The sequence below is a fragment of the Streptomyces sp. NPDC051740 genome (assembly GCF_044453165.1).
In the GTDB taxonomy this organism is placed as follows: Bacteria; Actinomycetota; Actinomycetes; order Streptomycetales; family Streptomycetaceae; genus Streptomyces; species Streptomyces atrovirens.
Genome location: NZ_JBITCL010000005.1, coordinates 312,495 through 336,620 on the forward strand (window position 1 = coordinate 312,495; position 24,126 = coordinate 336,620).

The window sequence follows — 24,126 nt, forward strand, 5'->3', positions numbered from 1 at the left end:
TCGCGAGGAGGACTGCGGTGAGCGAGACGAGCCCCAAGCTGCGTGCCGAGCTGGAGGGGATCCCCACGTACAAGCCGGGCAGGCCGGCGGCGGCCGACGGACCGGTGGCGTACAAGCTGTCCTCCAACGAGAACCCCTATCCGCCGCTGCCGGGCGTGATGGAGACCGTGACGGCCGCGGCCTCCTCCTTCAACCGGTACCCGGACATGGCCTGTACGGCGCTGATGGCCGAGCTGTCAGAGCGCTTCGGCGTCCCGGTGTCCCACGTGGCCACCGGCACCGGATCGGTCGGTGTCGCCCAGCAGCTGGTGCAGGCCACGGCGGGCCCGGGCGACGAGGTGATCTACGCCTGGCGGTCCTTCGAGGCGTACCCGATCATCACGCAGATCAGCGGTGCCACCTCGGTCAAGGTGCCGCTGACCCCGGGCGATGTGCACGACCTGGACGCGATGGCCGAGGCGGTCACCGACCGGACCCGGCTCGTCTTCGTCTGCAACCCCAACAACCCGACCGGCACGGTCGTGCGGCGGGCCGAGCTGGAGCGCTTCCTCGACCGGGTGCCGAGTGATGTCCTGGTGGTGCTCGACGAGGCCTACCGCGAGTTCATCCGGGACACCGAGGTGCCGGACGGCGTCGAGATCTACCGCGAGCGGCCCAACGTCTGCGTCCTGCGGACCTTCTCCAAGGCGTACGGCCTGGCGGGGCTGCGCGTCGGTTTCGCCATCGCCCACGAGCCGGTGGCGGCGGCGCTGCGCAAGACGGCGGTGCCGTTCGGGGTGAGCCAGATCGCGCAGGACGCGGCGATCGCCTCGCTGCGTGCCGAGGACGAGCTGATCGGCCGGGTCGGCTCGCTGGTCTGTGAGCGCAACCGCGTGATGGACGCGCTGCGGGACCAGGGCTGGACGGTGCCCGAGACCCAGGCCAACTTCGTCTGGCTGCGGCTGGGGGAGCGCACGGCGGCGTTCGCGCAGGCGTGTGAGCAGGCGGGCGTGGTCGTCCGGCCGTTCCCCGGGGAGGGCGTGCGGGTCACGGTCGGCGAGACCGAGGCGAACGACATCTTCCTGAAGGTGACGGAAGGCTTCCGCAGGCAGCTCTGACCGGCGCGTACGTCCAGGCGGCCGGCGGCTTGCCCGTCGGCCGCCTTCGTGTGTGCCGGAAGCGCGCGCAGAGGGGTTGACGTCACAGGGGACCCCCCTTCCCGGTCAGAAAAGCAGTAGGTCATAATTGCTTGTGAATGTGAACGCGTTCACAAGCGCATCCCGTTTTCCTCCGAGATGTCGGGGACGAACGGGATCAAGCAGGCCGCCGCGACCACGGCGAAGTAAGGAGCGACGACGTGGATCTGGCTCTGGCGCCGGAGACCCTGGCGCGATGGCAGTTCGGTATCACCACCGTCTACCACTTCCTCTTCGTTCCCCTGACGATCTCCCTCGCCGCCCTCACCGCGGGGCTGCAGACCGCCTGGGTGCGCACGGAGAAGGAGAAGTACCTCAAGGCGACGAAGTTCTGGGGCAAGCTCTTCCTGATCAACATCGCGATGGGGGTGGTCACCGGCATCGTGCAGGAGTTCCAGTTCGGCATGAACTGGTCCGACTACTCGCGGTTCGTCGGTGACGTCTTCGGTGCCCCGCTCGCCTTCGAGGCCCTGATCGCCTTCTTCTTCGAGTCCACCTTCATCGGGCTGTGGATCTTCGGCTGGGACAAGCTGCCCAAGAGGATCCACCTGGCCTGCATCTGGATGGTCTCGATCGGCACCCTGCTGTCGGCGTACTTCATCCTCGCCGCCAACTCCTGGATGCAGCACCCGGTCGGCTACCGGATCAACGAGGAGAAGGGCCGCGCCGAGCTCACCGACTTCTGGCTGGTGCTCACCCAGAACACCACCCTCAACCAGGTCTTCCACAGCTTCTCGGCGGCCTTCCTGACCGGCGGCGCCTTCATGGTGGGCATCGCCGCCTTCCACCTGATGCGCAAGAAGCACATCCCGGTGATGCGGACCTCGCTCCGGCTCGGCCTGGTCACCCTGGCCGTCGGCGGACTGTTCACCGCGATCAGCGGCGACACCCTCGGCAAGGTCATGTACGAGCAGCAGCCGATGAAGATGGCCGCAGCCGAGGCCCTGTGGGACGGCGAGGAACCGGCGCCGTTCTCCGTGTTCGCCTACGGCGACGTCGACCAGGGCCACAACAAGGTCGCCCTGGAGATCCCCGGCCTGCTGTCCTTCCTCGCCCACAGCGACTTCGAGTCGTACGTGCCCGGCATCAACGACACCAACGAGGCCCTCCAGGAGAAGTTCGGCCCCGGCGACTACAAGCCCATCGTCCCGGTCGCCTACTGGGGCTTCCGCTGGATGATCGGCTTCGGCATGGCCTCCTTCTCGCTCGGCCTCCTCGGGCTGTGGCTCACCCGCAAGAAGTTCCTGCTCCCGGCCGCCCACCGCACCGGCGAGGACGAGGTGCCGCGCCTGGTGCTGCTGAAGCGGCCCCTCGGCTCCCGGCTCACCCGCCTCTACTGGCTCCTGGCGCTGTGGACCATGGCGTTCCCGCTGATCGCCAACGCCTGGGGCTGGATCTTCACCGAGATGGGCCGGCAGCCCTGGGTCGTCTACGGAGTGATGCGGACCGAGGACGCGGTCTCCCCCGGTGTCTCCACGGCCGAGGTCATCACCTCGATGTCCGTCTTCACCCTGCTCTACGCCGTCCTGGCCGTCATCGAGGTCAAGCTGCTCGCCAAGTACGTCAAGGCGGGCCCGCCCGAGCTCAGTGACTCCGACCTCAACCCGCCCACGAAGCTCGGCGGCGACGTCCGTGACGCCGACAAGCCGATGGCCTTCTCGTACTAGGCCGAGGGAGCTGCACCGTCATGGAACTGCACGACGTCTGGTTCGTCCTGATCGCCGTCCTGTGGACCGGCTACTTCTTCCTGGAGGGCTTCGACTTCGGGGTCGGCATCCTCACCCGGCTGCTCGCCCGCGACCGCGCCGAGAAGCGGGTGCTGATCAACACCATCGGCCCCGTCTGGGACGGCAACGAGGTGTGGCTGCTCACGGCCGGCGGCGCGACCTTCGCCGCCTTCCCCGAGTGGTACGCCACCCTCTTCTCCGGCTTCTACCTGCCGCTGCTGCTCATCCTGGTCTGTCTGATCGTCCGCGGTGTCGCCTTCGAGTACCGGGCCAAGCGGCCGGAGGAGAACTGGCAGCGCAACTGGGAGACGGCGATCTTCTGGACCTCGCTGCTCCCGGCCTTCCTGTGGGGCGTGGCCTTCGGGAACATCGTGCACGGGGTGAAGATCGACGCCGAGTTCGAGTACGTGGGGAACGTCTGGGACCTGCTCAACCCTTACGCGCTGCTGGGCGGCCTGGTCACGCTGACGCTGTTCACCTTCCACGGCACGGTCTTCACGGCCCTGAAGACGGTCGGTGAGATCCGGGAGCGGGCACGGAGGCTGGCCCTGCGCGTCGGTCTCGTCACCGCCGTACTGGCGTCGGCCTTCCTGCTGTGGACCCAGGCCGACCGCGGCGACGGCACCAGCCTGGTCGCGCTGGTCGTGGCGGTCGCCGCACTGGTCGCCGCCCTGCTGGCGAACCAGGCGGGCCGCGAAGGATGGTCGTTCACCCTGTCCGGCCTCACCATCGTGGCCGCGGTGGCGATGCTCTTCCTGACGCTGTTCCCGAACGTCATGCCGTCCACCCTGGACGCCGACTGGAGCCTGACCGTCACCAACGCCTCCTCCAGCCCCTACACCCTGAAGATCATGACCTGGCTCGCGGTGATCGCCACACCGGTGGTGCTGCTCTACCAGGGCTGGACGTACTGGGTGTTCCGCAAGCGGATCGGCACCCAGCACATCGCCGATCCCGTGCACTGAGGTGTGTTTCACGTGAAACCGATCGATCCGCGCCTGCTCCGGTACGCCCGTGCCACCCGTGGCTTCCTGGCGGCGGTCGTCGGCCTGGGGGCCCTCGGGGCGGTGCTGGTCATCGCCCAGGCCATGCTCATCGCCGAGATCGTGGTGGGCGCGTTCCAGGACGGACTGTCCGCCGGTGAACTCGGCACCCCCCTGCTGCTTCTCGTCGTCGTCGCGGCCGGCCGCGGACTGGTCGGCTGGCTGACCGAGCTGGCCGCGCACCGGGCGAGCGCCGCGGTCAAGTCGGAGCTGCGGGGGCGGCTGCTGGAGCGGGCGACGGCGCTGGGACCGGGGTGGCTGGACGGTCAGCGCACCGGATCGCTGGTCGCCCTGGCCACCCGCGGGGTCGACGCCCTCGACGGCTACTTCTCGCGCTACCTCCCCCAGTTGGGACTCGCGGTGGTCGTCCCGGTGGCGGTGCTGGCGCGGATCGTCACCGAGGAGTGGGTCTCGGCGGCGATCATCGTGGGCACCCTGCCGCTCATCCCGGTCTTCATGGTGCTGATCGGCTGGGCCACCCAGTCCCGGATGGACCGTCAGTGGCTGTTGCTGTCCCGGCTGTCGGGCCACTTCCTGGACGTCGTCGCAGGACTGCCGACGCTGAAGGTCTTCGGACGGGCCAAGGCGCAGGCGGAGTCGATCCGCCGGATCACCGCCGAGTACCGGCGGGCGACCATGCGGACGCTGCGGATCGCCTTCATCTCCTCCTTCGCGCTGGAACTGCTCGCCACGCTCTCGGTGGCGCTGGTCGCCGTGACGATCGGCATGCGGCTCGTCTACGGCGAGCTGGATCTCTACACCGGTCTGATCGTCCTGATCCTGGCGCCCGAGGCCTATCTGCCGCTGCGGCAGGTCGGCGCCCAGTACCACGCGGCGGCGGAAGGGCTGGGAGCGGCCGAGGACATCTTCTCGGTACTGGAGACGCCCGTGCCCGCGCCGGGGACGGCGGCGGTGCCGACGGGTGCCCTCGCCTTCGAGGACGTGACGGTCCGCCACCCCGGCCGGTCCACGGACGCGGTGACGGACGTGTCCTTCACCGTCGCCCCCGGGGAGACGGTCGCGCTCGTCGGACCGAGCGGCGCGGGCAAGTCGACCCTGCTGAACGTGCTGCTCGGGTTCGTCCGCCCCACCGGGGGCCGGGTGCGGATCGGGGGAGCCGACCTCGCCGGACTCGACCTCGCCGAGTGGCACGGCCGCGTCGCGTGGGTGCCGCAACGGCCGCACCTGTACGCCGGGACGATCGCCGAGAACGTACGGCTGGCCCGGCCCGACGCGGACGACGACGCCGTGCGGCGCGCCCTGCGGGACGCCGGGGCGCTGGAGTTCGTGGACGCGCTGCCGGACGGTGCCGAAACCGTGCTCGGTGAGGACGGAACGGGACTGTCGGCCGGGCAGCGGCAGCGGCTCGCGCTGGCCCGTGCGTTCCTCGCGGACCGGCCCGTCCTGCTGCTCGACGAGCCGACGGCCGCGCTGGACGGCGCCACCGAGGCCGATGTCGTGGCGGCGGTGCGGCGGCTGGCCGCCGGACGGACGGTGCTGCTCGTGGTGCACCGGCCGGCGCTGCTGGCCGTCGCGGACCGGGTGGTGCGGCTCGCGGAACCGGCTCCCGCGGGCGTCCACGGGGAGCCCGTACACCGGGCGGCCAGCCCCGCGTCGGCCGCAGAAGGCGCTTTTGCGCCGGTCAGCGAACCCGCCGGGTCCGAGGCGGACACGGTCCCGGGCGGTGTCCTCGCCCGAGTCCGTGCCCTGTCCGGCGCCCGGCGGGGGCGGATCACCCTCGCGCTGCTGCTCGGCACCCTCGCCCTGGGCAGCGCCGTCGGGCTCATGGCGACCTCCGGGTGGCTCATCTCCCGGGCCTCCCAGCAGCCGCCCGTGCTGTATCTGATGATGGCCGTGACGGCGACCCGCGCCTTCGGCATCGGCCGGGCCGTGTTCCGCTACGCCGAGCGGCTCGTGTCGCACGACGCCGTGCTGCGCATGCTGGCCGACACCCGGGTCGCGGTGTACCGGCGCCTTGAGCGGCTGGCGCCCGCCGGACTGCGCGGCGCCCGCCGGGGCGACCTGCTCTCCCGGCTGGTCTCCGACGTGGACGCGCTCCAGGACTACTGGCTGCGCTGGCTGCTGCCGGCCGGTGCGGCCGTCGCCGTCTCCGCCCTGTCCGTGGGCTTCACCGCCTGGCTGCTGCCCGAGGCCGGGGCCGTCCTCGCGGCCGGGTTGCTCGCGGCGGGCTCCGGCGTGCCCCTGCTGACCGGTGCCGTGGCCCGGCGCGCGGAGCGCAGGCTGGCACCGGCGCGGGGCGTCCTCGCGACCCGCGTGACCGACCTGCTCACCGGCACCGCCGAGCTGACCGTCTCCGGTGCCCTGCCCGCACGGGCCGCGGAGGCGCGCCGGGCCGACGGCACGCTCACCCGGATCGCCTCGCGCGCCGCCACCGCCATCGCGCTCGGCGACGGGCTCACCGCGCTGATCTCCGGACTGACCGTCGCGGGCGCCGCCCTCGTCGGCGTTCAGGCCGTGGCCGCCGGCCGGCTGGACGGTGTGGCCCTCGCCGTCGTCGTCCTCACTCCGCTGGCCGTGTTCGAGGCCGTCCTCGGGATGCCGCTCGCCGTGCAGTACCGGCAGCGGGTGCGCCGGAGCGCCGAGCGCGTGTACGAGGTCCTGGACGCCCCGGTGCCCGTACGGGAGCCGGAGGCCCCCCGGCAGGCGCCCGCGTCGCCGTTCCCGCTCGTGGTCAAGGGGCTGGCCGCCCGGCACCCCGGGCAGGACCGGGACGCGCTCGCCGGGGTGGACCTGACGCTGGAACGGGGCCGCCGGATCGCGGTGGTCGGCCCGTCCGGCTCCGGGAAGACGACCCTCGCGCAGGCGCTGCTGCGGTTCCTGGACCCGGACGCGGGCGCCTACACCCTGGCCGGGGTGGACGCGTACGCCCTGGACGGCGACGACGTGCGGCGGCTGGTCGGACTGTGCGCGCAGGACGCGCACCTCTTCAACAGCTCGGTACGGGAGAACCTGCTGCTCGCCAGGAAGGACGCGACCGAGGACGAGCTGCGCGACGCTCTTCGCCGGGCCCGGCTGCTGGAGTGGGCCGACGGCCTGCCCGACGGGCTCGACACGCTCGTCGGCGAGCACGGGGCGCGGCTGTCCGGCGGGCAGCGGCAGCGGCTGGCGCTCGCCCGGGCGCTGCTCGCGGACTTCCCCGTGCTGGTGCTGGACGAACCCGCCGAACACCTCGACCTGCCGACCGCCGACGCGCTCACCGCCGACCTGCTGGCCGCCACCGAGGGCCGTACGACGCTGCTCATCACCCACCGGCTGGCCGGTCTGGAGGCGGTGGACGAGGTGGTCGTGCTGGACGAGGGACGGGTGGTGCAGCGCGGTCCGTACGCCGGACTGGTGGCCGCTGCCGGTCCGTTGCGGGCGATGGCGCGCCGGGAGGAGCAGGCCGGACTCCTGGTGGCGGCACGCTAGCCCGGTGGACGCACTCCGCGTGACGGGACGTCAAGCGCGGCGGAGAAGACGGCTGTTCGGCGGTATCGCTGGTCCGTACGGGGCCAGTGGTCCCCCATGTGTACGACATGAACAGGACCGTGCGCCGGGGCGGGGGACAGGATCGCAGTCATGCGCTTCACCCGCCGCCATCCGCTGCTCACCGCCGTGCTGCTGTGCGCGCTCGCCGTGCTCGCCGCCCGGCCCGCCGACGGCGACCACGCCCCCGGTCACGGCTCCGCGTCCGGCGTCAGCGCGGAGGTGGCGCGGCTGTACGAGGAGGCGGCGGCGGCAACGGAGCGGTACGAGGCCGGCCGACGCGAGGCCGAGGAGCAGCGGGCCAAGGGGCAGCGGCTGGAGGAGCGGCTCGACCGGGAGCGGCGGGAGACGGCCGTGCTGCACGAGGACCTGGGCCGGATCGCGAGCTCCCAGTACCGGGACGGCGGCGGGCTGCCGCTCACCGCGCACATGCTGCTCGCCGACGACCCCGAAGAGCTGATGCGGGGTCAGCGGGTGGTGCGGCAGGCGGAGATGTCGCTCGACAAGGCGATCGGCAGGAGCGAACGGGCCGAGGCCCGGCTCGCCCGAGACGAGGCGAAGGCCGCGGCGGCACGGCAGAGGCTGGAGGAGCGGAACACGGAGCTCGCCGCCCTGCGGCGGGACATCGAGCGGAAACTCGAAGCGGCGCGGTGGAAGCTCCAGGGCCAGGCGGACGCCTCCGTCGCGGCCGGCGCCTGCCGCGGCGCGGTCCGTCTCGACCAGCCCAGGACGCGGTTCACCACCAGCTGGGTGGCGCCGGTGGAGACGTACGAACTGTCCGCCTCCTACGGCAGCGGCGGCGCCCGGTGGGCGAACCGGCACACCGGGCAGGACTTCGCGGTGCCGATCGGCACGCCGGTGCGGGCCGCGGGCGCCGGGGAGGTGGTGAAGGTGTCCTGCGGGGGCGCCTTCGGCATCGAGATCGTGATCCGGCACGCGGGCGGCTACCACACGCAGTACGCCCATCTCGCGGCCGTCGCCGTCGACCAGGGGGAGCGGGTCACGCCCGGACAGTGGATCGGCCAGTCCGGCACCAGCGGCAACTCCACGGGCCCGCATCTGCACTTCGAGGTGCGGGTCACGCCGGAGACGGGGTCGGCGGTGGACCCCGTGCCGTGGCTGGCGCGGCACGGGGTGTCGCTCTGAGCTACGGGTGCTCGTTCAGCAGCCGCTCGATCACCACGGCCACCCCGTCGTCGTTGTTGGCGACCGTGCGGCCCGAGGCGGCGGTGATCACGTCCGGGTGGGCGTTGCCCATCGCGTAGGAACGGCCGGCCCAGGTCAGCATCTCGACGTCGTTCGGCATGTCACCGAAGGCGACGACCTCCTCGTGCGAGATGCCGCGCTCGGCACAGCACAGGGCGAGCGTGCTGGCCTTGGACACCTCGGGGCCGCTGATCTCCAGCAGGGCGCTGGGGCTGGAGCGGGTGACGTTGGCACGGTCGCCGACGGCGAGCCGGGCCAGGGTCAGGAAGGCGTCGGGGTCGAGTTCGGGGTGGTGGGCGAGGATCTTGAGCACCGGCTCGCCGGCGGTGTGGGAGTCCGGGGCCAGCAGCTCCTCGGCGGGAGCGAGCGTGTCCGGGACCTCCATGTGCAGCTTCGGGTACGCCGGCTCCTGGTTGAAGCCGAAGGTCTGCTCCACGGCGTACACCGTGCCCGGCGCCGCCTCGCGCAGCAGCCGTACGGCGTCCAGCGCGTTCTTCCGGGGCAGCTCGCGCACCTTCACGAAGCGGTGCGCGCCGGGGCCGCCGTGCAGGTCGACGACGGCCGCGCCGTTGCCGCAGATGGCGAGGCCGTGGCCGTGGACGTGGTCGCTGACGACGTCCATCCAGCGGGCCGGGCGGCCGGTGACGAAGAAGACCTCGATGCCCGCCTCCTCGGCGGCGGCGAGCGCGGCGACGGTGCGCGGGGACACCGACTTGTCGTCGCGCAGCAGGGTGCCGTCGAGGTCGGTGGCGATGAGCCGCGGTCGAGTGGGGGCTGCCTGGGTCTCGGGCTGTCGGGTCGCTGAGGTCACCCGGCCATTGTTCCGCATATGCCCGCACGGCCGTGCGGGACTCCGCACATCTGAGTGGTTACCGCTGTCACCAGCGGTCTTTCCCGCGCCCCGGGGCAGCCGGGGTCACCGCAGCTGCGCCGGCGCCTCCATGGCGATCCGTTCGAAGACCTTCTGGTCCGCGGCGAAGTCCGAGTCGGGGATGGGCCAGTGGATCACGATCTCGGTGAATCCCAGCTCGGCGTGGCGGCCCGCGAAGTCGACGAAGGCGTCCAGGGACTCCAGCGGACGGCCCCGGTCCGGGGTGAATCCGGTGAGCAGGATCTTGTCCAGCCCGGTCACGTCCCGGCCGAGCTCGGCGCAGGCGTCGGCCAGCTTCTCCGCCTGGCCGCGAATGGCCTGAACCGACTGTTCGGGCGTGCCGTTCTCGTACAGCCGGGGATCGCCCGTGGTCACCCAGGCCTGCCCGTGGCGTGCCGCGAGCCGCAGTCCGCGCGGTCCGGTGGCCGCCACGGCGAACGGCAGCCGGGGCCGCTGCACACAGCCCGGGATGTTGCGCGCCTCGTGCGCCGCGTAGAAATCACCCTCGTACGACACCGAGTCCTCGGTGAGCAGCCGGTCGAGCAGCGGCACGAACTCGGCGAAGCGGTCGGCGCGCTCGCGGGGTGTCCAGGGCTCCTGGCCGAGCGCCGTGGCGTCGAAGCCGGTGCCGCCCGCGCCGATCCCGAGTGTGACGCGCCCACCGGAGATGTCGTCGAGGGAGATGAGCTCCTTGGCGAGGGTCACCGGGTGCCGGAAGTTCGGCGAGGTCACCAGCGTGCCCAGCCTCATCCGGTCGGTCACGGCCGCGGCGGCGGTCAGGGTGGGAACGGCGCCGAACCAGGGGCCGTCCCGGAAGGTGCGCCAGGACAGGTGGTCGTAGGTGTACCCCGTGTGGAAGCCGAGCTCCTCGGCACGCACCCACGCCGAACGGCTGCCCTCGTGCCAGCGGCGGTACGGGAGGATCACGGTGCTCAGGCGCAGAGTCATACCACCGAGCCTATGCGGCGAGCCGTGTTTCACGTGAAACGATCACGCCGTCCGTGTTCCGCCTCAGTGGCTCGCGGGAAACCGCAGATACCGGCTCGGCACGGCCCGGGTCAGCCACACGCCGTTGGCGCTCATGTGGAAGACATGGCCGTCCCGGTGCATGGCGGCCGCGTCCACGGACAGCACGACCGGGCGGCCCCGGCGGGCGCCGACGCGGGTCGCCGTCCCGCGATCGGCGGAGAGGTGCACGTCGTGCCGGTTCATGGGCCGCAGCCCCTCGGCACGGATCGCCTCCAGGTTCCGGGCGACGGTGCCGTGGTACAGGTACGGCGGCGGGACGGCCGGTGCCAGGCCGAGGTCGACCTCGACGCTGTGGCCCTGGCTGGCGCGGATCCGGGTGCCCTCGACGGCGAAGCGCCGCTTGTCGTTGGCGGCGACGACGTGGTCCAGTTCCTCCCGGGTGAACCGGAAGCCGTGCGCGGACGCCGCGGCGATCAGCGCCTCGATCTCGACCCAGCCGCCCTCGTCGAGGGCGAGCCCGATCCTCTCGGGCTGATGGCGCAGATGCTTGGAGAGGTACTTCGACACCTTCACGGTGCGTCTTTCATCCATCCGTTCAGATTGCCGGGAGAGACGCGCATCACGCGATCGATTTAGCTCCGGAGGTTTGATCCACAGCCAAGTGTGTTTATCCACAGGGGAATTGGCGCCCGCTGTGGACAACCGACCTCAGACCGACCTCAGACCGACCATCCCCACACCGACCATCCCCACACCGACCGGCCTCACACCGACCGGCCTCACACCGACCGGCCTCACACCGACCGGCCTCACACCGACCGGCCTCACACCGACCGGCCTCACACCGGCCACCCTCACACCGGCGGCTTCACCCGCGCGATCCTCCGCAGCACCCCCGGCATCCACCGCGACAGCGCGTACGCGGTCCGCGCCTCCGGGGTGACCGGCACCACCGCCTCGTCACGCGCCACCGCCCGCAGGATCGCGGCGGCGACCTTCTCCGGCGGGTAGTTCCGCAGCCCGTACAGGCGGGCCGCCCGCCTCCGCAGCCGCCGTTCCTCCTCGGCGTCCGCGCCCGCGAAGCGCGCGGTGGAGGTGATGGAGGTCTTCACGAACCCGGGGCACACCGCCGTCACACCGATGTCCCGGCCCGACAGCTCCGCCCGCAGGCACTCGCTCAGCATCAGCACCGCCGCCTTGGACGTGCTGTAGGCGGGCAGCGCCCTGGACGGCTGGAACGCCGCCGCCGAGGCGACGTTGACGATGTGGCCGCCCTGTCCGCGCTCGGCCATCCGCCGTCCGAAGAGCCGGCAGCCGTGGATCACCCCCCACAGATTGACGTCGAGGACCTTCCTCCAGTCCTCCGGGGTGGTGTCGAAGAAGGAGCCGCCCAGCCCGATGCCGGCGTTGTTCACCAGGACGTCCACCACGCCGTACTCGGTGGTGACCCGCTCGGCGAGCTTCTCCATGGCCTGTTCGTCGGACACGTCCGCCGTCTCCGCCCAGGCCGCCGCCGCTCCGCGACCGCGGGCCTCCCCGGCGGTACGGGCCGCGGCCTCCGCGTCCCGGTCGACCGCCAGCACGCGCGCGCCCGCCTCCGCGAAGGCGAGCGCGGTCGCCCGCCCGATCCCGCTGCCCGCCCCGGTGACCAGGACCAGCTGCCCGCCGAAGCGGTCGGCGTACCGGCCCGGAGCCGTCACCTCCGGCCGGCCGTCCTCCACGGACGCCACGAACTCGCCGATCCACGTCGCCAGCAGGTCGGGGCGGGTGCGCGGGATCCAGTGCCCGGCCGGCAGCGTCCGCCGGGTCAGCCGCGGCGCCCACAGCTCCAGGTCCTCGTGGAGCCGCTCCGAGAGGAACGCGTCCCCCAGCGGCGTGATGAGCTGCACGGGCGCGTGCGCGTGGGCGTCCGCGCGCGGGCTGCGCAGCCGGGGACGCACGTTGTCCCGGTAGAGCCAGGCCCCGTGGGCCGCGTCCGACGGCAGGGACGGGGTCGGGTAGCCGCCGCCGGCGGGCACCTTCTCGACGCGCTCCAGGATCCGCGGCCAGCGTCTGCCCAGGGGGCCGCGCCAGGCGAGTTCGGGCAGCACGGGCGTGTGCAGCAGGTACACGTACCAGGACTTGGCGCCCTGGCCCAGCAGCTGGCCGACCCGGCGCGGGGTGGGCCGCTTCAGACGGCGGTTGATCCAGTGCCCGAAGTGGTCGAGCGACGGCCCCGACATCGAGGTGAAGGAGGCGATCCGCCCCGCGGTGCGCCCGACCGTGACGAACTCCCAGGACTGCACCGAACCCCAGTCGTGCCCCACCAGATGCACCGGCCGGTCCGGGCTGACCGCGTCGGCGACGGCCAGGAAGTCGTCGGTCAGTTTCTCCAGGGTGAACCCGCCGCGCAGCGGGCGCGGCGCCGTGGACCGGCCGTGGCCCCGGACGTCGTACGCCACGACGTGGAAACGCTCGGCGAGCCGGGACGCGACCTCCGACCACACCTCCTTGCTGTCCGGGTAGCCGTGCACCAGGACGACCGTCGGCCGCCCGCGCTCACCCAGCTCGGCCACGCACAGCTCGACCCCGCCCGTACGCACCCGGCGCTCCCGCGCCCCCCTCAGTCCCGTCACACCGGCGAATGTGGCAGTTGTCGCAGAGCCCGTCAACGGTGCCCCGGAGCCTGTGCATAACTCTCAGGCAGGGCTCCCCTACGGGCCCGTACGACTCCAGACGGACACCAAGACGGCTCTCCGGTCTGACGACCGGAGTGGTACGGGTCACTAGTGTCATGGACGTGACTGTGATCGCGACCGAAAGCCTGAGCAAGCGGTTCCCCCGGGTGACCGCTCTTGACCGGCTCTCCGTGGACGTCGGGCCCGGTGTGACCGGACTCGTCGGAGCCAATGGAGCCGGCAAGTCCACACTGATCAAGATCCTGCTGGGTCTGTCCCCCGCCACCGAGGGCCGCGCCGAAGTGCTCGGACTCGACGTCGCCACCGAGGGCGCCGCCATCCGCGAACGGGTCGGCTACATGCCGGAGCACGACTGCCTGCCGCCGGACGTCTCGGCCACCGAGTTCGTCGTCCACATGGCGCGCATGTCCGGCCTGCCGCCCACCGCCGCGCGGGAGCGCACCGCGGACACCCTGCGCCACGTCGGCCTCTACGAGGAGCGCTACCGCCCCATGGGCGGCTACTCCACCGGCATGAAGCAGCGGGTGAAGCTCGCGCAGGCCCTCGTGCACGACCCCCGGCTGGTCTTCCTGGACGAGCCCACCAACGGCCTCGACCCGGTCGGCCGCGACGAGATGCTCGGCCTGATCCGCCGCATCCACACCGACTTCGGCATCTCGGTCCTGGTCACCTCCCACCTGCTGGGCGAACTGGAGCGCACCTGCGACCACGTCGTGGTCGTCGACGGCGGCAAGCTGCTGCGCTCCAGCTCCACCACGGACTTCACCCAGAACACCACGACCCTCGCGATCGAGGTCACCGACACCGACGAGCACCCGGACGGCACCCGCGCGGTGCGCGACGCGCTCCACGCGCGCGGGGTGACCGTCGAGGACGGCAGCGGACTGCCGGGCGCCGGACACATCCTGCTGCTCACCGCGCAGGGCGAGGACACCTACGACCTGGTCCGGGACGTCATCGCGGACCTCGGCCTCGGCCTGGTGCGCATGGAACAGCGCCGGCACCACATCTCCGAGGTCTTCAAGGACGACACGGACAACGACGCGCAGCGGAAGGAGGCGGTCGGCCATGGCAACTGAGCAGTCCTCGCAGACACCAGCCACTGCATCGGGTGACACCCGTATCCACAACATCGGCTACCGCTCCTACGACGGCCCCCGCCTCGGCCGCTCCTACGCCAGGCTCTCGCTGTTCTCGCAGTCCCTGCGCGGCGCCTACGGCCTCGGCCGCTCGGTGAAGTCCAAGGTGCTGCCGATGCTGCTGTTCGTGGTGATGTGCGTGCCCGCCGCCATCATGGTGGCCGTCGCCGTCGCCACCAAGGCCAAGGAACTGCCCCTCGACTACACGCGCTACGCGATCGTCATGCAGGCCGTCATCAGCCTGTACGTCGCCTCGCAGGCACCCCAGTCCGTCTCCCGCGACCTGCGCTTCAAGACCGTACCGCTGTACTTCTCGCGGCCCATCGAGACCGCCGACTACGTACGCGCCAAGTTCGCCGCGCTGGCGTCGGCCCTGTTCATCCTCACCGCCGCTCCCCTGCTGGTGCTGTACATCGGCGCGCTGCTGGCCAAGCTCGACTTCACCGACCAGACCAAGGGATTCGCGCAGGGACTCGTCTCCGTGGCACTGCTCTCGCTGCTCTTCGCCGGCATCGGCCTGGTCATCGCCTCGGTCACCCCGCGCCGCGGCTTCGGCATCGCGGCCGTCATCGCCGTACTGACCATCTCCTACGGTGCGGTCTCCACCCTCCAGGCGATCGCGGAGACCCAGAACAGCGGCGACGGCATCGCCTGGATCGGCCTGTTCTCGCCGATCACCCTCATCGACGGCGTGCAGTCCGCCTTCCTGGGCGCGAGTTCCGCCTTCCCGGGCGGGGTGGGCCCGAGCAACGCCGAGGGCGTCGTCTACGTCCTGTTCACCCTCGGCCTGATCGCCGCGAGCTACGGCCTCCTGGTGCGTCGCTACAAGAAGGTGGGACTGTGACCACGCTCAGCATCGACCACGTCTCCCGCTGGTTCGGCAACGTGGTCGCCGTCAACGACATCACCATGACCATCGGTCCCGGCGTCACCGGCCTGCTCGGCCCCAACGGCGCCGGGAAGTCCACCCTCATCAACATGATGGGCGGCTTCCTCGCCCCCTCCACCGGCACCGTCACCCTCGACGGACAGCAGGTGTGGCGCAACGAGGCCATCTACCGGCACATCGGCATCGTCCCCGAGCGCGAGGCGATGTACGACTTCCTCACCGGCCGCGAATTCGTCCTCGCCAACGCCGAACTCCACGGTCTGGGCGCCAAGGCCGCCCAGCAGGCGCTGGCCACGGTCGAGATGGAGTACGCGCAGGACCGCAAGATCGCCACCTACTCCAAGGGCATGCGGCAGCGCGTGAAGATGGCGTCCGCGCTGGTCCACCAGCCGTCGCTGCTCCTCCTCGACGAGCCCTTCAACGGCATGGACCCGCGCCAGCGCATGCAGCTGATGGACCTGCTGCGGCGGATGGGCGACGAGGGCCGCACCGTGCTGTTCTCCTCCCACATCCTCGAAGAGGTCGAACAGCTCGCCTGGCACATCGAGGTCGTCGTCGCCGGCCGGCACGCGGCCAGCGGTGACTTCCGCAGGATCCGCCGCCTGATGACGGACCGCCCGCACCGCTACCTGGTGCGCTCCAGCGACGACCGCGCCCTCGCGGCCGCGCTGATCGCCGACCCGTCGACGTCCGGCATCGAGGTCGACCACGCCGAGGGCGCGCTGCGCATCCAGGCCGTCGACTTCGGCCGCTTCACCGCCCTGCTGCCGAAGGTCGCGCGCGAGCACGGCATCCGGCTGCTCACGGTCTCGCCGTCCGACGAGTCCCTCGAGTCCGTCTTCTCGTATCTCGTCGCCGCGTAGGAGGCCGAAGATGTACGACCCCACAGTCGCCCGGCTCACCTACCGGGCCCTGCTCGGCCGTCGCCGGGCCCTCATCCTGGGCGCCCTGCCCCTGCTGCTGATCGCGATCTCCCTGGCGGTGCGCGCCCTCGCCGGCGCCGACGACCAGACCGCGGCCGACGTCCTCGGCGGGCTCGCGCTCGCCACCATGGTGCCGATCATCGGTGTCATCGCCGGAACCGGAGCCATCGGTCCCGAGATCGACGACGGCTCGGTGGTGTACCTGCTGTCCAAGCCGATCAAGCGGCCGACCATCATCTACACCAAGCTGATCGTCGCGATCGCCGTCACCATGGTGTTCTCGGCGGTGCCGACCCTGATCGCGGGCTTCATCCTGAACGGCAACGGCCAGCAGGTCGCCGTCGCCTACACCGTGGCCGCGCTGGTCGCCTCCATCGCGTACGCGGCGCTCTTCCTGCTGCTCGGCACGGTCTCGCGGCACGCGGTGGTGTTCGGGCTGGTCTACGCGCTGGTCTGGGAGGCGCTGTTCGGCTCCCTGGTGCCGGGGGCGCGCACGCTGAGCGTCCAGCAGTGGTCGCTGGCGGTGGCGCAGAAGGTCTCCGGGGGTGACCTGGTCACCTCGGACGTGGGTCTGACGACCGCGACGGTGCTGTTGGTCGCGGTGACCGTGCTGGCGACGTGGTACGCCGGGCAGAAGCTGCGGTCGCTGACGCTGGCCGGGGAGGAGTAGACGGTCCTCGCCGGGTTATTCGGTGGCGCCGGGCATTCTCGGCGGGCAGAGTGGTTGTGTCCGCATCGCCGGGAAAGTCCGGCGTCATCTGCTGGGAGGGGAGCGGGACGGTGTCCATGCACGGCACGTCCCACTCCTGTCAGGGCAGCCCGTGGCTGACTCCGGAGTCGTCCCTACTGCTCCGTTGAGTCCGCCAGTACGGGAGCTGCCCGGGGCGGCCGCTTCGAGCACGCGCATCTCTGTCGCGTGGGCCGCCCTTCCCTGCTTTGTTGTGGCGGGGCGGGGGTGGGCTGCGCAACTCGGCGCTGCGAGGTGCCTCCCCCACTCTCGGCTTCTCCCCCACTCTCGGCTTCGCTCGAGCGGGAGGGGCCCCCATGAGCGGGAGGGGCCCCCACCGCCCACCCGTGCCGCTGGGGGCACCTCCCAGGCCCTTTAGGCACTGGGGGAGGCACGGTTTGCCCGCACCTAGGGCAAGAGGCGTTCCAGGACCGCCGCGATGCCGTCCTCCTCGTTGGAGGTGGTCACCTCGTCGGCTACCGCCTTCAGTTCCTCGTGGGCGTTGGCCATGGCTACGCTGTGGGCGGACCAGGCGAACATCGGGATGTCGTTGGGCATGTCGCCGAAGGCGATCGTCTCCGCGGCCTTCATGCCCAGTCGGCGTGCCGCCAGTGACAGCCCCGTGGCCTTGGACAGGCCGAGCGGGAGCAGTTCGACGATGCCCTCGCCCGCCATGGTGACGGTGACGAACCCGCCCGCCGCGCGGGTGGCCGCGTCGGCGAGCTCGTCCGAGGTCAGCGTCGGGTGCTGGATGTACAGCTTGTTCAGGGGCGCCGTCCACAGGTCCGACGCGTCCGTGAACGGGGTCGCGGGCAGGGCGCCGACGACCTCGTAACCGGGACCGACCAGCACCTCGCCGTCCAGGCCGTCGCGGCTCGCCGCCAGGTACAGCGGGCCGGTCTCCGCCTCGATCTTGGCCAGCGCCACTCCGGCGAGCTGCCGGTCCAGGGTCACCGACGTCAGCAGGCGGTGCGCCCCGGCGTCGTACACCTGGGCACCCTGGCCGCAGACGGCGAGGCCCTCGTAGCCGAGGTCGTCGAGTATGGGACGGGTCCAGGGCACCGCGCGGCCGGTGACGACGATGTGCGCGGCGCCCGCCGCGGTGGCCGCGGCGAGCGCGTCACGGGTGCGGCGGGAGACCGAGTGGTCGTCCCGCAGCAGCGTGCCGTCGAGGTCGGTGGCGATGAGCCGGTACGGGAAGGGCGCGGGGGTGGTGCTCACTTGGTGACCGGCTCCAGGATCTCCCGGCCGCCCAGGTACGGACGCAGCACCTCCGGCACGCGCACGGAGCCGTCGGCCTGCTGGTGGTTCTCCAGGATCGCCACGATCGTGCGCGGTACGGCGCACAGCGTGCCGTTGAGCGTGGCCAGCGGGCGCACCTTCTTGTCCTCACGGACGCGGATCGACAGCCGGCGCGACTGGAACTCGGTGCAGTCCGAGGTCGAGGTCAGCTCGCGGTACTTGCCCTGGGTCGGGATCCACGCCTCGCAGTCGTACTTACGCGCGGCCGAGGAGCCCAGGTCGCCCGAGGCGACGTCGATCACGCGGAACGGCAGCTCCAGCGAGGTCAGCCACTGCTTCTCCCACTCCAGCAGCCGCTGGTGCTCCGCCTGGGAGTCCTCCGGGGTGACGTACGAGAACATCTCGACCTTGTCGAACTGGTGCACGCGGAAGATGCCCCGGGTGTCCTTGCCGTGCGAACCGGCCTCGCGGCGGAAGCAGGGCGAGAAGCCCGCGTACCGCAGCGGCAGCCGGTCGGCGTCGATGATCTCGTCCATGTGGTACGCGGCCAGCGCCACCTCGGACGTGCCGACCAGGTAGAGGTCGTCCTTGTCGAGGTGGTAGACGTCCTGGGCCGCCTGGCCGAGGAAGCCGGTGCCCGCCATCGACTGGGGGCGCACCAGCGCGGGGGTCAGCATCGGCGTGAAGCCGGCGGCCGTGGCCTGCGCCATCGCGGCGTTCACCAGGGCGAGTTCGAGCAGTGCGCCGACGCCGGTCAGGAAGTAGAAGCGGGAGCCCGAGACCTTGGCGCCGCGTTCGACGTCGATGGCGCCGAGGAGCTGGCCGAGCTCCAGGTGGTCCTTGGGCGCGAAGCCCTCGGCGTCGAAGTCACGGATGTCGCCGTGCGTCTCCAGCGTGACGAAGTCCTCCTCGCCGCCGACGGGCACGTCGGGGTGGACGAGGTTGCTCAGCCTGAGCAGCAGCTCCTGGGTCTCGCTCGCGGCGGTGTCGCGGTCGGCGTCGGCCGCCTTGACGTCGGCGGCGAGCTGGCCGGCCCGCTTCAGCAGCTCGGCCTTCTCGTCACCGGCCGCCTTGGGGATGAGCTTGCCGAGCGACTTCTGCTCGGCGCGCAGCTCGTCGAAGCGGACGCCGGACGACCTGCGCCGCTCGTCGGCAGACAGGAGGGCGTCGACGAGCGCGACGTCCTCTCCACGGGCGCGCTGCGAAGCACGCACACGGTCGGGGTCCTCACGAAGCAGGCGAAGGTCAATCACGCGGTCAAGGCTACCGGTGCGGGGTGACGCCTCACGACTCACTATTGCGGTGCGGCGACGCACGTGCCGTTATGAGGGAATTGCGCAGAATGTTCCGCAAGGTCAATGAATGAGGTGCTCCCCCTGGAACGGGTCAGTTCGCGGGACGCCGGTTGACCGGGATTCCTTGCGCGGCGCGGAACTTGGGCTTCGGTTGTCCACAGGTATCCACACTCTCGGGGAGTTATCCACAGGGTGTGGGGAAGGTCTGTGGACTTCGGAATTGATCGCTCCGAAACGTCTGATCAAAGCCGAGGATTCCCAGGACAAACTCCCCTCCTCCCCACTTTTGAGTGGAAAAGGCTCATCCCAAAGGGTTGACCAAAGGAAAAGGGTGGACGAAGGAGGATGTGCGGGGTGATGAACAAGGCCATGCGCTGTGGAGCGATTTGTCGACTGGATGGGGATTCGGTGTCGACTTGTCCCCAGATGGAGAAGCGGACCTGTGGATAACTCCTGTGGATAACGAAAATCAGCAGGTAGGACCGGCCGGTCTTGTCAGAACCGCCCGTCCTGGCACCGTGCGACCCAGTCCGCCGCCCCCGCGAACTCCTCGTCCGACGTCCCGGGGAACGGCGGCAGTACCTCCCCGGGACGTACGTCCGCACGCGGGTACGAACCGAGGAAACGCACCTGCAGACAGATCCGCTTGAGCCCCGTCAGCGCCTCGGCCATCCGGCGGTCCGAGATATGTCCCTCGGCGTCGACGCAGAAGCAGTAGTTGCCGATCCCGGCACCGGTCGGCCGGGACTGGAGCAGCATCAGGTTGATGCCACGGGTGGCGAACTCGCCCAGCAGGTCACGCAGCCCGCCGGGGTGGTCGTCGCGCTGCCACAGCACGACGGACGTCTTGTCGGCGCCCGTGGGCGCGGCGGGCCGGGCGGGGCGGCCCACCAGCACGAACCGGGTCTGGGCGTTCTCCGCGTCGTGGATCTCCGTCTCCAGGGCCTCCAGGCCGTACCGGGCGGCGGCGAACTCACCGGCGAAGGCGGCGTCGTACCGGCCCTCCTGGACCAGCCGCGCACCGTCCGCGTTGGAGGCGGCCGACTCCCAGGCGGCGTCCGGGAGGTGCGTCTTGAGCCAGTTGCGGACCTGCGGCTGGGCGGCCGGGTGGGCGGTGACCGTCTTGATGTCCGACAGCCTGGTGCCCGGCCGGACGAGCAGTGCGAAGGTGATCGACAGCAGCACCTCGCGGTAGATCATCAGCGGGGTGCCCGCGACCAGTTCGTCGAGGGTGGTGGTGATACCGCCCTCGACGGAGTTCTCGATGGGGACGAACGCGGCCTCGGCCTCGCCGACGCGCACCGCGTCGAGCGCGGACTGCACGGACACGTACGGGATCAGCTCACGGGTGGCCGCCTCGGGAAGCGTGCGCAGGGCGACTTCGGTGAAGGTGCCCTCTGGTCCGAGATACGCATAGCTCGCTGGCATGACCTCACCCTAATGGGCCCCGGCCGACGGCAGCTCCGTCAGAGCACTCAGGGGTGACACAGGACGGTTCTCACCCCTCCAGCAGGCGCTGCCCCACGTACTCTCCCTCCGCCGCGCCGCCCGGCACCGCGAACAGCCCGCTCGCCTCGTGGCGGACGAACGGCGTCAGGGCGTCGCCCCGGTCGAGCTTGCGCTGCACCGGCACGAAGCCGCGCAGCGGATCGGCCTGCCAGCAGATGAACAGCAGCCCCGCGTCCGGCGCCCCGTCCGCGTCGATGCCGTCGTGGTACGAGAACGGGCGGCGGAGCATGGCGGCGCCACCGTTCTGGTCGGGCCGGGTGATCCTCGCGTGGGCGTTGATCGGGACGACCAGGTTGCCCCGGGAATCCGTCTTCTCCAGGTCCATCTCGGACGTCTCGGTGCCCCCGGACAGCGGCGCCCCGTCGGACTTGCGGCGCCCGATGACGCTCTCCTGCTCCTTGACCGGCAGCTTCTCCCAGTCGTCCAGCAGCATGCGGATACGACGTACGACGACGTAGGAGCCGTTCGCCATCCAGGCCGGCTCGCCCTTTCCGGGGACGAAGATCCGCTCGTCGAAGTCGGACTCGGCGGGCTTGGGGTTACGGGTGCCGTCGACCTGGCCCATCAGGTTGCGGGCGGTCATGGGGTGAGCGGTGGCGCCGGGTGAGCGGTTGAAGCCGTTCATCTGCCAGCGCACCTTCGCCGCGGAGCCCGCGTCCTTCTGGACGGTGCGCAGGGCGTGGAAGGCCACGAGGGCGTCGTCGGCGCCGATCTGCACCCACAGGTCGCCGTCGCTGCGGGTCTTGTCGAGGTGGTCGGAGGAGAAGTCGGGCAGCGGGTCCAGGGCGACCGGGCGCTGCTTCTCCAGACCGGTGCGCGCGAAGAAGCTGTGGCCGAAGCCGAAGGTGAGGGTCAGTGAGGAGGGGCCGGCGTCACGGGCCACGCCGGTGTCGTCCTGTGCGCCGGCCTCGCCCGCCATCAGCCGGCGGGCGGTGTCCGACCAGCGGCGCAGCAGGGCGGCAGCCTCCTTGCGTCCGGCCCCGGGGGCGAGGTCGAAGGCGATGAGATGGCCGCGGGCCTGGAGCGGCTGGGTGATGCCGGGCTGATGTTTCACGTGAAACTCGACCCGGCTGTCGCCCACCGACGTCAGCGGGGTGGCTCCGGCGGGCGCCGCCGCGTATCCCGCGGTCCCGCCCGCCGCCCCGAGGACGAGCCCGGTGGCACCGGCCGTGCCGAGCAGCCGGCGCCGGGAGATGCCGTTCCCGGTGGTCCGGTCCCCGGGCTCCTCCTGGGGTGCCCCGGGGGTCCGGGCCTGCGAAAGGGTCTGGTCAGCCATGGTGGTTCAGCCGATCTTCGTGTTCTTCGAGACGGTCACCTGGTCGATGTCGGAGGTCCGCACGGTCACCTCGACCTTCCAGTCGCCCGTCATGGGGATCTGTACTCCGCTCGCCGACCAGTGTCCGGTGGTGATGTGGTCGGGGACGACGGGCAGCGGTCCGATGTCCTTGGCGGAGAGGGTGAAGGCGACCTTCACCTCGGGGATGTCGACGGCCTGGCCGTCCGGGCCCTCCACATAGACGTGCATGTCGTTGTCGCCGACCCGGGCGGGGTCGAGGTCGACCGTGACGACGCCCTTGCCGTTCTCACCGCCGGTGTCGAAGGGCATGTCCAGCGTCACCGCGCCGGTGCCCTGGCCGGTCGGGGCGGACGACGGGGACGAGGCGGAGGTGGCCGCCGCGGCCTCCTGCTCGGTGCGCCCCGGCTCGGTCTGCGTCAGCACGGTGGTGACGGCGAGCAGGACGACGGCGACGCCCGCCTCGGCGAGTACCGAGCGGCGCAGACCGAAGCGGTTGGGGTCGGCGTCGCGCAGCCGCTTCTGCCGGGCGCTCTCCATCGCGGCCCGCTGCCGGGCGAGCTGAGCGGCCCGGGCGTCGCCGCCCTTTTCGGCCCCGGTGGCTCTGCCTGCCCCTGTCGGCTGCTTCTCCTTCTCCTCCTCGCGCGCCGCCGGGGCCGACGCCTCCGCCAGCCGCGCCGTCCAGCGTCGCGAGAACGAGGCGATCGCGACCATCACCGCCACGAGCCCGATCTTGGCGAGCAGCAGCTGCCCGTACCGGGTGTCGGTGAACGCCGACCAGGAGCCGAGCTGCCGCCAGCTCTGGTAGACGCCGGTGACGACCAGCGCCACCACGCTGCCGAAGGCGAGCCGCGAGAACCGCTGGACGGCGTCCCGGTCGACCGGGGTGTCGGCGGGCGCCCGGTAGAGCGCGACGAGCAGGGCGGTGAGTCCGCCGAGCCAGGCGGCGACGGCCAGCAGGTGGAGCACGTCGACGGACATGGCGACACCCGGCTGGAGTCCCTGGGAGGCGTGCTCGGACATGGCCCAGCTCGCGGCGATCCCGGCCGCCACGACCATCCCGCCGATCGCCAGTCCGAAGGTCAGGTCCCGCTTCTCCTCGGCCTCCCCTGAATCGGTCTGCCGGCGCGTGGCGCCGTCGGTCAGGGTGGTGGGCGAGGGGCGGGCATAGGCGCCGAACAGCACCGCGATGAACAGGGCCGCCGCGGCGAGCAGCAGCAGCCGGGACACCAGTGCCGCGCCGGTCTTCGTCTGGAGCACGTCCCCGAGCAGCGACAGGTCGAAGACGTCGCCGAACGCCCCGGAGGTGGTGTAGGAGCCGCGCAGGAGCAGCAGCGCGAGCGTGGCCGCGGTGAGTGCCAGCCATCCGGAGACGACCAGCCGCTGCACCGCCCGCACCCCGGCGCCACGTCCCCAGCAGGCGAGCACGAAGGCGGCCCCGCCGGCCATGACGGCGAAGCCGGCGTACGACACGTAGCGGCCGATGCCGTACAGCCGGCCGACCAGGCCGTCGTCGGAGGCCTGCGCGGAGGCGGAGACGGAGGTCTCGGAAGGGGCGCCGATGGAGAAGGTGAAGGCACCGGCGACGGGATGGCTGTCCGCGGACACCACCTGATAGGCCACGGTGTAGGTGCCGTCGGGCAGCCCGCTGAGCAGCCGCACGGTGTAGGTCGTACCGCTGAGGTTGGCCGGGTCGCCCTTGTCGACCCGCTTGCCCTTGGGGTCGAGGACGCGCACGGCGTCGGCGCTCACCGCGATCTGCTCGGAGAAGGTGAGCGAGACCTGGGTGGGCGCCGTGTCGACCACCGCCCCCTGCCCGGGATCGCTGCCGGTCAGCGCGGCGTGCGCGGAGGCGGGAGCGGCTCCGGCGAGGAGCGCGCCGATGACCGCCAGGAGCAGCAGCACCAGGGTCCGCACGCGGGGGGCGGTGGTCTGGGTCACAGGGGTGTCTCC

The 24,126-nt window shown here is 71.5% G+C and carries 18 protein-coding genes; 9 read left to right on the forward strand and 9 right to left on the reverse strand.

Features of this window, described 5'->3' with window-relative positions:
• The first annotated feature begins 17 nt into the window (after nucleotides 1–17).
• From hisC to ACIA6T_RS11390, 5 genes are all read left to right on the forward strand, one after another.
• Nucleotides 18–1,097: a histidinol-phosphate transaminase gene (gene hisC / locus ACIA6T_RS11370; protein WP_399446294.1), complete on the forward strand. Its 1,080-nt coding sequence runs from the start codon at nucleotides 18–20 to the stop codon at nucleotides 1,095–1,097.
• A 239-nt stretch (nucleotides 1,098–1,336) separates the two neighbouring features.
• The gene (locus ACIA6T_RS11375) at nucleotides 1,337–2,842 is read left to right on the forward strand and encodes a cytochrome ubiquinol oxidase subunit I (protein ID WP_399446295.1); all 1,506 of its coding nucleotides are present in this window, start codon (nucleotides 1,337–1,339) and stop codon (nucleotides 2,840–2,842) included.
• 20 nt (nucleotides 2,843–2,862) lie between these two features.
• On the forward strand, nucleotides 2,863–3,867 hold the full coding sequence (gene cydB / locus ACIA6T_RS11380; protein WP_399446296.1) for a cytochrome d ubiquinol oxidase subunit II: 1,005 nt from the start codon (nucleotides 2,863–2,865) through the stop codon (nucleotides 3,865–3,867).
• Nucleotides 3,868–3,879: 12 nt separating this feature from the next.
• A complete protein-coding gene (gene cydD / locus ACIA6T_RS11385; protein WP_399446297.1) occupies nucleotides 3,880–7,374 on the forward strand; it encodes a thiol reductant ABC exporter subunit CydD in 3,495 nt (1,164 codons plus the stop codon).
• Nucleotides 7,375–7,524: 150 nt separating this feature from the next.
• Nucleotides 7,525–8,577, forward strand: a complete 1,053-nt coding sequence (locus ACIA6T_RS11390) for a M23 family metallopeptidase (protein WP_399446298.1) — start codon at nucleotides 7,525–7,527, stop codon at nucleotides 8,575–8,577.
• A gap of 1 nt (nucleotide 8,578) precedes the next feature.
• On the opposite strand, the gene ACIA6T_RS11395 is transcribed toward ACIA6T_RS11390, so the two are convergent.
• The 4 genes from ACIA6T_RS11395 to ACIA6T_RS11410 form a co-directional block, all read right to left on the reverse strand.
• Complete coding sequence (locus tag ACIA6T_RS11395) at nucleotides 8,579–9,466, reverse strand: HAD hydrolase family protein (protein ID WP_399446299.1); 888 nt, start codon at nucleotides 9,464–9,466, stop codon at nucleotides 8,579–8,581.
• An 87-nt stretch (nucleotides 9,467–9,553) separates the two neighbouring features.
• Nucleotides 9,554–10,456, reverse strand: a complete 903-nt coding sequence (locus tag ACIA6T_RS11400) for an LLM class flavin-dependent oxidoreductase (RefSeq protein ID WP_399446301.1) — start codon at nucleotides 10,454–10,456, stop codon at nucleotides 9,554–9,556.
• A gap of 63 nt (nucleotides 10,457–10,519) precedes the next feature.
• Nucleotides 10,520–11,068, reverse strand: coding sequence for an RNA 2'-phosphotransferase (locus ACIA6T_RS11405; protein ID WP_399446302.1), 549 nt, complete (start codon nucleotides 11,066–11,068; stop codon nucleotides 10,520–10,522).
• Nucleotides 11,069–11,331: 263 nt separating this feature from the next.
• Complete coding sequence (locus tag ACIA6T_RS11410; protein WP_399446303.1) at nucleotides 11,332–13,092, reverse strand: SDR family oxidoreductase; 1,761 nt, start codon at nucleotides 13,090–13,092, stop codon at nucleotides 11,332–11,334.
• A gap of 158 nt (nucleotides 13,093–13,250) precedes the next feature.
• Here ACIA6T_RS11410 and ACIA6T_RS11415 point away from each other — a divergent pair, with 158 nt between their 5' ends.
• The 4 genes from ACIA6T_RS11415 to ACIA6T_RS11430 are packed head-to-tail and all read left to right on the forward strand — an operon-like array spanning nucleotide 13,251 to nucleotide 16,776.
• On the forward strand, nucleotides 13,251–14,234 hold the full coding sequence (locus ACIA6T_RS11415) for an ABC transporter ATP-binding protein (RefSeq protein WP_399446304.1): 984 nt from the start codon (nucleotides 13,251–13,253) through the stop codon (nucleotides 14,232–14,234).
• Nucleotides 14,224–15,138 carry an ABC transporter permease subunit gene (locus tag ACIA6T_RS11420; protein WP_399446305.1) on the forward strand — a complete coding sequence of 305 codons (915 nt, stop codon included), beginning with the start codon at nucleotides 14,224–14,226 and terminating at the stop codon, nucleotides 15,136–15,138. The genes ACIA6T_RS11415 and ACIA6T_RS11420 overlap by 11 nt, the downstream gene beginning before the upstream one ends.
• A complete protein-coding gene (locus ACIA6T_RS11425) occupies nucleotides 15,135–16,046 on the forward strand; it encodes an ABC transporter ATP-binding protein (protein WP_385047006.1) in 912 nt (303 codons plus the stop codon). The genes ACIA6T_RS11420 and ACIA6T_RS11425 overlap by 4 nt, the downstream gene beginning before the upstream one ends.
• Before the next feature lie 10 nt (nucleotides 16,047–16,056).
• Entirely contained in the window at nucleotides 16,057–16,776 is a 720-nt protein-coding gene (locus tag ACIA6T_RS11430; protein ID WP_399446306.1) for an ABC transporter permease subunit, read from the forward strand.
• Nucleotides 16,777–17,241: 465 nt separating this feature from the next.
• Here ACIA6T_RS11430 and ACIA6T_RS11435 read toward each other — a convergent pair whose 3' ends face one another.
• The 5 genes from ACIA6T_RS11435 to ACIA6T_RS11455 form a co-directional block, all read right to left on the reverse strand.
• A complete protein-coding gene (locus ACIA6T_RS11435) occupies nucleotides 17,242–18,054 on the reverse strand; it encodes an HAD family hydrolase (protein WP_399446307.1) in 813 nt (270 codons plus the stop codon).
• A complete protein-coding gene (serS, locus tag ACIA6T_RS11440; RefSeq protein ID WP_399446308.1) occupies nucleotides 18,051–19,328 on the reverse strand; it encodes a serine--tRNA ligase in 1,278 nt (425 codons plus the stop codon). The genes ACIA6T_RS11435 and serS overlap by 4 nt, the downstream gene beginning before the upstream one ends.
• 537 nt (nucleotides 19,329–19,865) lie before the next feature.
• Entirely contained in the window at nucleotides 19,866–20,798 is a 933-nt protein-coding gene (pheA, locus tag ACIA6T_RS11445; RefSeq protein ID WP_399446309.1) for a prephenate dehydratase, read from the reverse strand.
• Between the two features lie 70 nt (nucleotides 20,799–20,868).
• Complete coding sequence (gene efeB, locus ACIA6T_RS11450) at nucleotides 20,869–22,155, reverse strand: iron uptake transporter deferrochelatase/peroxidase subunit (RefSeq protein WP_399446310.1); 1,287 nt, start codon at nucleotides 22,153–22,155, stop codon at nucleotides 20,869–20,871.
• Between the two features lie 6 nt (nucleotides 22,156–22,161).
• Nucleotides 22,162–24,114, reverse strand: coding sequence for a copper resistance CopC/CopD family protein (locus ACIA6T_RS11455; protein WP_399446311.1), 1,953 nt, complete (start codon nucleotides 24,112–24,114; stop codon nucleotides 22,162–22,164).
• Nucleotides 24,115–24,126 lie beyond the last annotated feature (12 nt).